Annotated in this window: 7 protein-coding genes; all 7 read right to left on the reverse strand. The window is 71.5% G+C overall.

Annotation, left to right across the window (positions count from 1 at the left end; genetic code table 11):
- Positions 1–216 precede the first annotated feature (216 nt).
- Positions 217–315 carry a 30S ribosomal protein bS22 gene (locus ACH5A8_RS20735; RefSeq protein ID WP_003948845.1) on the reverse strand — a complete coding sequence of 33 codons (99 nt, stop codon included), beginning with the start codon at positions 313–315 and terminating at the stop codon, positions 217–219.
- Positions 316–489: 174 nt separating this feature from the next.
- Entirely contained in the window at positions 490–702 is a 213-nt protein-coding gene (locus ACH5A8_RS20740; RefSeq protein WP_004984898.1) for a helix-turn-helix domain-containing protein, read from the reverse strand.
- Positions 703–831: 129 nt separating this feature from the next.
- On the reverse strand, positions 832–1,647 hold the full coding sequence (locus tag ACH5A8_RS20745) for a phosphatase (protein WP_399003920.1): 816 nt from the start codon (positions 1,645–1,647) through the stop codon (positions 832–834).
- A 258-nt stretch (positions 1,648–1,905) separates the two neighbouring features.
- Positions 1,906–3,078 carry an acetoin utilization protein AcuC gene (locus ACH5A8_RS20750; protein ID WP_399003922.1) on the reverse strand — a complete coding sequence of 391 codons (1,173 nt, stop codon included), beginning with the start codon at positions 3,076–3,078 and terminating at the stop codon, positions 1,906–1,908.
- Complete coding sequence (locus ACH5A8_RS20755; RefSeq protein WP_399003924.1) at positions 3,029–4,267, reverse strand: MFS transporter; 1,239 nt, start codon at positions 4,265–4,267, stop codon at positions 3,029–3,031. The genes ACH5A8_RS20750 and ACH5A8_RS20755 overlap by 50 nt, the downstream gene beginning before the upstream one ends.
- Before the next feature lie 196 nt (positions 4,268–4,463).
- Positions 4,464–5,210, reverse strand: coding sequence for a VC0807 family protein (locus tag ACH5A8_RS20760; RefSeq protein ID WP_399003926.1), 747 nt, complete (start codon positions 5,208–5,210; stop codon positions 4,464–4,466).
- Between the two features lie 105 nt (positions 5,211–5,315).
- Positions 5,316–5,960, reverse strand: a complete 645-nt coding sequence (locus ACH5A8_RS20765; RefSeq protein ID WP_399003928.1) for an HAD family hydrolase — start codon at positions 5,958–5,960, stop codon at positions 5,316–5,318.
- Positions 5,961–6,088: the final 128 nt, after the last annotated feature.

A 6,088-nucleotide genomic window follows, 5' to 3' on the forward strand; every position in this document is an offset into this window, starting at 1 on the left:
GGGGTCCGGTTCACGGCGCCCGGTCACTGCCGCGTTCCCCGTGTGCCGCCAACCTATCGGTTCCATGTTGCGCTGTGATGACCGCCGACTGCGGGACGTGACGGCCCCGGCACGGCCGAAAGAGCCGAAAAAAGCGCAGCCCCCCACCGGATTCCGGTGAGGGGCTGCGCACACGCTCTCGCGATGTCGCGCACTAATGCGTGGCGACCGGCGTCACTACTTCTTGTTGCGACGCTGGACGCGGGTGCGCTTCAGCAGCTTGCGGTGCTTCTTCTTGGCCATCCGCTTGCGCCGCTTCTTGATAACAGAGCCCACGACTACCCTCGCTCACTTCTCATCACTCGGTGTTTGGGCGCCATGGGCCCACACGACCTACGAGGGGCTAGCCTACCCGCCCGAGTGCTGAGGCCGTTAATCGAGGCGCCCGGAGGGACCCGGCACCGCCCTGGACTGGGCGTACTGCCCCGCACGGGTCCCCGCCGGCCGTCGTCAGGCGGTTTCCACCCCCACATAGCTCTCGCGAAGGTACTCGTGAACCGCTTGCTCCGGGACGCGGAAGGACCGCCCCACCCGGATCGCGGGCAGATGACCGCTGTGCACCAGCCGGTACACGGTCATCTTCGACACTCGCATCACCGAGGCGACTTCCGCCACGGTGAGGAACTGAACCTCGTTGAGAGGCCTCTCGCCAGCTGCAGCCATGACACACCTGCACCTTCCGCACTCGACGGCCACCGGCTTCCCCTTCCGGTGACTCTTCGTCGCTGCGTGCTCACTCCCCAATGTAGGGGCGGGTGATGCGAGTGGGGAAGAGGTGCACCCATCGGCGGCCTACTGTGACAGACACGCTCGATTGAGTACGTAGCGGATGAGCGGGCGGTAGTAGGCGGCCCGTACGGCGTCGTCGAGCGGGACGACGACGGACACGCGCCCCTCCGCCTGTCCCACGAACAACGCGGGGTCGTCCGTGTCGGCCGGCCCCATGGCCTCGAACCCCAGCTGACCTGCACCGCAGACCCATCCGTGATCTCCGATCACCAGCTCGGGCAGCGACCCGCCGGCGTCGACGGCCGCGTCGAGGGCGAGCCGGACGGGCAGCGGCGAGTGGGTGTGTGCGCCGGGCTCACAACCGGGGCGTTCGGCCCCGGAGGGCCGCACCAGCCCGACGCCCCGTACGTACTCGAGGCGGTGGGTGCGTAGACCGAACTGGGTCAATATGTCGACACAGCGACCCTGCGCGGGGGTGAGGACAGCACATCCCGCCGCCGACAAGGCGTCCGCCAGAGCGGCGTAGAAACCCAGCAGCCGGTGCGGGTGCCCGGTGCCCAGGAGCACCGGTGCGCCGCGCCGGGCGACCGCGCGGAGCCGGTCCGCGAACGCCCCCAGGGCGGCCAGGGTCAGCTCCGGGTCAATCACATCATGGCCGAAGGTGTGTCTCGGGTCGGCCGAAACCCCGCACTTCTCCGCCATCAGTTCGATCAGATCCGGCTGTCTCCATTCCCGTTCGGGATCGATACCGATCAGCGCGCGGGGGTCCCGGGCCGCGAACAGCCGGTAGCTGCGCAGGCTCGCCTCCCGGGTCGTGGCCACGGTCCCGGCCAGCCGGGCGGCGAGCAGGTGCTCGCGCAGGGCGGTGGTGCTCAACACGGGTGCGATGCTGACGGACGGCGCCCGCGCGCGGGGCTCGAACGGGAAAACACCGCACGGTCGGCGTAAGGGCCACGTGACAAGGCCCGATGCGGTCGGCGGTCAGGCTGTCACGGGGGCGGGCTGTGGGACCGTCGGCGGCCGGGCGGCCACACCGCCAGGAGCAGGGGGCCAGGCCCTCACGCGGGCGCGCTGTGGGGCCGTCGCGCGGTCAGGCGGCCCCACCGTCAGGCCGTCGCACGGCCGGCGACCACACCGTCACGCCAGCAGGCCGCGCAGCGGGAACGCGGCGCGGCGGGTGGCCAGGATCGCCTGGTCCAGCCGGTCGGCCGGGTCGTAGCCCGCCTCCCACTCGGACCAGGAGACCGGCCACCGCCCGTCCGTCATCCGCATCGGACCCAACTGCCGTGTCCGCGCGTACACTTCCTGCCGCCAGCTCTCCGGGATCACCGTCTCCGGCGGCACCGGCCGCCCCGCCGCGATCCCCACCAGGTGCGTCCAGGACCGCGGGACGACCTCCACCACCGCGTAACCGCCCCCGCCGAGCGCCACCCACCGGCCCTCCGCGTGCTCGTGCGCCAGCTCGTGGCAGGCGACCTGCACCGCCCGCTGCGCGTCCAGCGACACCGCGAGGTGCGCCAGCGGGTCCTCGAAGTGCGTGTCGGCCCCGTGCTGCGTCACCAGCACCTGCGGCCGGAAGTCCGCGAGCAGTTCCGGCACCACCGCGTGGAACGCCCGCAGCCACCCCGCGTCCCCGGTCCCGGCCGGCAGCGCGACGTTCACCGCCGAGCCCTCCGCCGACTCCGCCCCCGTCTCCTGCGGCCAGCCGGTCTGCGGGAACAGCGTCCGCGGATGCTCGTGCAGCGAGATCGTGAGCACCCGCGGGTCCTCCCAGAACGCCGCCTGCACGCCGTCTCCGTGGTGCACGTCGACGTCGACGTACGCCACCCGCTCGGCGCCGAGTTCGAGCAGCCGCGCGATCGCCAGCGCCGCGTCGTTGTAGACGCAGAACCCGGACGCCGAGCCCGGCATCGCGTGGTGCAGCCCGCCGGTGAAGTTGACCGCGTGCAGCACGTCCCCGCGCCACACGGCCTCCGCGGCGCCGACCGACTGCCCCGCGATCAGCGCGGAGACCTCGTGCATCCCGGCGAAGGCGGGATCGTCCAGCGTCCCGAGCCCGTACGCTCCGTCGGCCGCCCCGGGGTCCGCCGACGCGGCCTTGACCGCCTCGATGTAGTCCTCCCGGTGGACCAGCCGCAGCGTCGACTCCCCGGCCGGCCGGGCCGCGACCAGGGGCACGTCCCGGTCGAGCCCGAGGGCGCCGACCAGTTTCCGGGTCAGGGCGAGGCGGACCGGGTCCATCGGATGGTCCGGCCCGAAGTCATACCCCGTTACTGCCTCGTCCCACATCAGCTGTGCGCGGCCGCTCATGCCCGCCACCGTATCGGTCCGCCCGCGGCGCGAACGACCTGGCGTACGCCAACGTCACCAGCACCAACACCATCGGCACCAGCATCGCCCCGCGGTAGCTCCACGCGTCGCCGAGCGCCCCCACGAGCGGCGAACCGACCAGGAAACCCACGTAGTTGAAGACGTTCAGCCGCGCGATCGCCGCGTCGGAGGACCCCGGGAACAGCCTGCCCGCCGCGGCGAAGGTCTGCGGCACCAGCACGCACAGCCCCAGCCCCAGCAGGGTGAAGCCGAGCATCCCGACCCAGGCCCCCGGCGCGGCCGCCACCACCGCGAACCCGAGCGCCGCCACCAGCGAGCCCAGCCGGACGACCGCCACCGCCCCGAACCGCCGCACCCCCACGTCGCCGATGGCCCGCCCCAGCAGCGTGGTGACCATGTAGACGTTGTACGGCACGGTCGCCAGCTGCTCGGAGCTGCCCAGCGTGTCCTGGAGGTACTTGGCGCTCCAGTTGGAGACCGTCGAGTCACCGATGTACGCGAACGTCATCACCAGGCACAGCGGCAGCAGCGCCTTGAACACGACGGCCCCGGCACCGGACCCGGCGCCGTCCGTACCGGCCCCACCCGCCTCGCCGGTCTTCTCCGCCCCGGCCGCGTCGACGTACCACCGGCTCCCGACGAACACCGCCGGCAGCAGCACCGCCACCACCGGGAGGTAGGACACCCACAGCGCCAGGTGCCAGTGCGCCCCCGCCCAGGCCAGTGAGGCGCCCATGATGCCGCCGAGGCTGTAGGCGGCGTGGAAGCTGAGCATGATGCTGCGGCCGTAGGCCCGCTGCAGGCTCACGCCGAGCATGTTCATCGAGGCGTCCAGCGCGCCCACGGCCAGTCCGAACGCCGCGAGCGCGGCCGCGAGGACGGCGATCCCGTCCCCGGCCCCGACCGCGACCAGGGCCAGCATGGCGGCGGGCTGCGACCAGCGCAGCACCCGGCTGGGCCGTATGCGCCGCACCAGGTGCTCGGTCGTGACGCTGCCGGCGCCGGCGAGGATCGGCACGGCGGCCAGGAAGACCGGCAGCACGGCGTCGGACATCCCGTAACGGTCCTGGATGGCGGGGATGCGCGTCACGAGCAGTGCGAACACGGCGCCCTGCGCGAAGAAGGAGAACGCCAAGGAGGCCCTACCGCGCCGCAGCACTTCTGTCATGGCGGCGAGCGTAGGGCCCCGGACTACCTGTGGGTAGATTCCGGCGAAGGTGAATTTCCTTCAGCTTCGCGGTTCATCGAGGTGGAGGCGAGGAGCGGAGGGAGGAGCCGGGCGTCCCGCGCGCCTCCCGGCTCCTCCCGGTCTCTCCCCGGGTGTTACTGGCGCTTTGGCGGCGTCGCAGGGATCTCGGAGACTCTCAGGCGGCGACGGCGACCGCGGGCCGCCGGGTGCTGCCGCTCTCGGCCTCGGCCCCGGCGGCCTCGACCTCGGCGTCCAGCATGCGCTCCATGGGTACGACCGCCAGCGCTCCGCTGCCCAAGAACGCGACGGCCATCGCGCCGAGCATCATGACCGTGCCGAGCCAGACCATCGTGTCCACGGGGAGGGTGTACGCGCCGACGACGCGCGCCACGCACTCGGTCAGCAGCGCCACTCCCCAGACGGCGGAGAACACGCGCTCCTTGCTCCGGAAGGCCACCGAGCGGGCCGCCGTCCCGGACACCAGCCGCTGCCAGGCGGCCTCCTTGGCGGCGTCGCCCTTCACCAGGAAGGGCTTCATCCCCGCGGTCATCATCGGCTTCCCGAGCGCCACGGAGACCAGGATGCCGATGGCGACCGCGCTGCTGACGCCGCTGTCCTTGGCCAGCATCAGCCGCGGGTCCCCGGAGACGAAGCTCAGCAGCAGCGAGACGACGTTGACGACCAGGATGAGGCCGGCCAGGGCGTTGGTCCGTCGCTCCTTGACCAGGCTCCACACGGTCCGCGCCGCGGGCACCGCGCTGCTCCAGGCCAGCGCGGCGAAGGTGCTCGTCCCGAAGCCGTCCTTGACGACGTAGTACGAGCCGAGCGGCACCGCCACGTCCAGGATCAGCGGCCTGAAGTGGTCCAGCACCCTCGGGTTCCGCTGGTCGCCGTGGCTCTGGTTCCCCGTGTTCTTCGTCATGCCCTCAGCTTCGCCGCTGGGCGGGGTCCGGCAGTAGAAACGATCGTCCGGAGCTCCGCATGACAAATGTCAGTGCCCCGCCGGTGGCCCCGGTCATGCCGGAGCTCATACCAGCAGGTCAGCCAACTCGCCCATGTCGGAGAAGAGTTGAGTGGCACCCGCGAGACGGTCGGCGGGCGTCATGGCGGTGAAGCCGCACACGTCCATCCCGGCCGCCAGGGCGGCCTGGACGCCGAGTACGGAGTCCTCCACGACCACGCACCGGTCGGGCGTGACACCCATCCGCTCGGCGGCGTGGAGGAACAGGTCCGGCGCCGGCTTGCCCCGCCCGACGTCCTGCGCGGAGAAGATCCGGGCGTCGTCGAACCAGGGGTCCAGTCCCGTCGTCCGGTGCCCCACCCGGATCCGCTCGTGGCTCGACGAGGAGGCCACGCAGTACGGCGTGCCGTCGGCCGTCAGCTTCTCCAGGACGCCGGCGATACCGGGAACCGGCCGCAGCTCCCGCTGGAAGGCGGCGAAGACGCGGGCGTGGAAGACGTCGTCGAAGTCCTCGGGCAGCCGCTGCCCCGTGCGCTCCAGGACGAGGTCGTGGACCCGGTGCATCGCGGACCCCATGTAGTCACGGATGGAGTCCTCGTAGGAGGTGGGATGCCCCAGCTCGGTGAGGTAGGAGGCCAGCAGCCGGTTGGAGATCGGCTCGCTGTCGACGAGGACACCGTCGTTGTCGAAGATGATGAGGTCGTAGCGCATGGCCCGACCCTAATCGACCCGGAAAACACCCGGAACGCAGAAAACCCCGCACCGTGAGGTGCGGGGTTTTCCCTAAAATTTGTTCGGCGGTGTCCTACTCTCCCACAGGGTCCCCCCTGCAGTACCAT

The organism is Streptomyces sp. NPDC018610 (assembly GCF_044391765.1).
Taxonomy (GTDB): Bacteria; Actinomycetota; Actinomycetes; order Streptomycetales; family Streptomycetaceae; genus Streptomyces.

Excerpts from the sequence above, each read along its gene's own strand:
- ACH5A8_RS20765 (WP_399003928.1), bottom strand. The coding sequence starts at position 5,960 with ATGCGCTACGACCTCATCATCTTCGACAACGACGGTGTCCTCGTCGAC.
- ACH5A8_RS20750 (WP_399003922.1), bottom strand. The coding sequence starts at position 3,078 with ATGAGCGGCCGCGCACAGCTGATGTGGGACGAGGCAGTAACGGGGTAT.
- ACH5A8_RS20755 (WP_399003924.1), bottom strand. The coding sequence starts at position 4,267 with ATGACAGAAGTGCTGCGGCGCGGTAGGGCCTCCTTGGCGTTCTCCTTC.
- ACH5A8_RS20740 (WP_004984898.1), bottom strand. The coding sequence starts at position 702 with ATGGCTGCAGCTGGCGAGAGGCCTCTCAACGAGGTTCAGTTCCTCACC.
- ACH5A8_RS20760 (WP_399003926.1), bottom strand. The coding sequence starts at position 5,210 with ATGACGAAGAACACGGGGAACCAGAGCCACGGCGACCAGCGGAACCCG.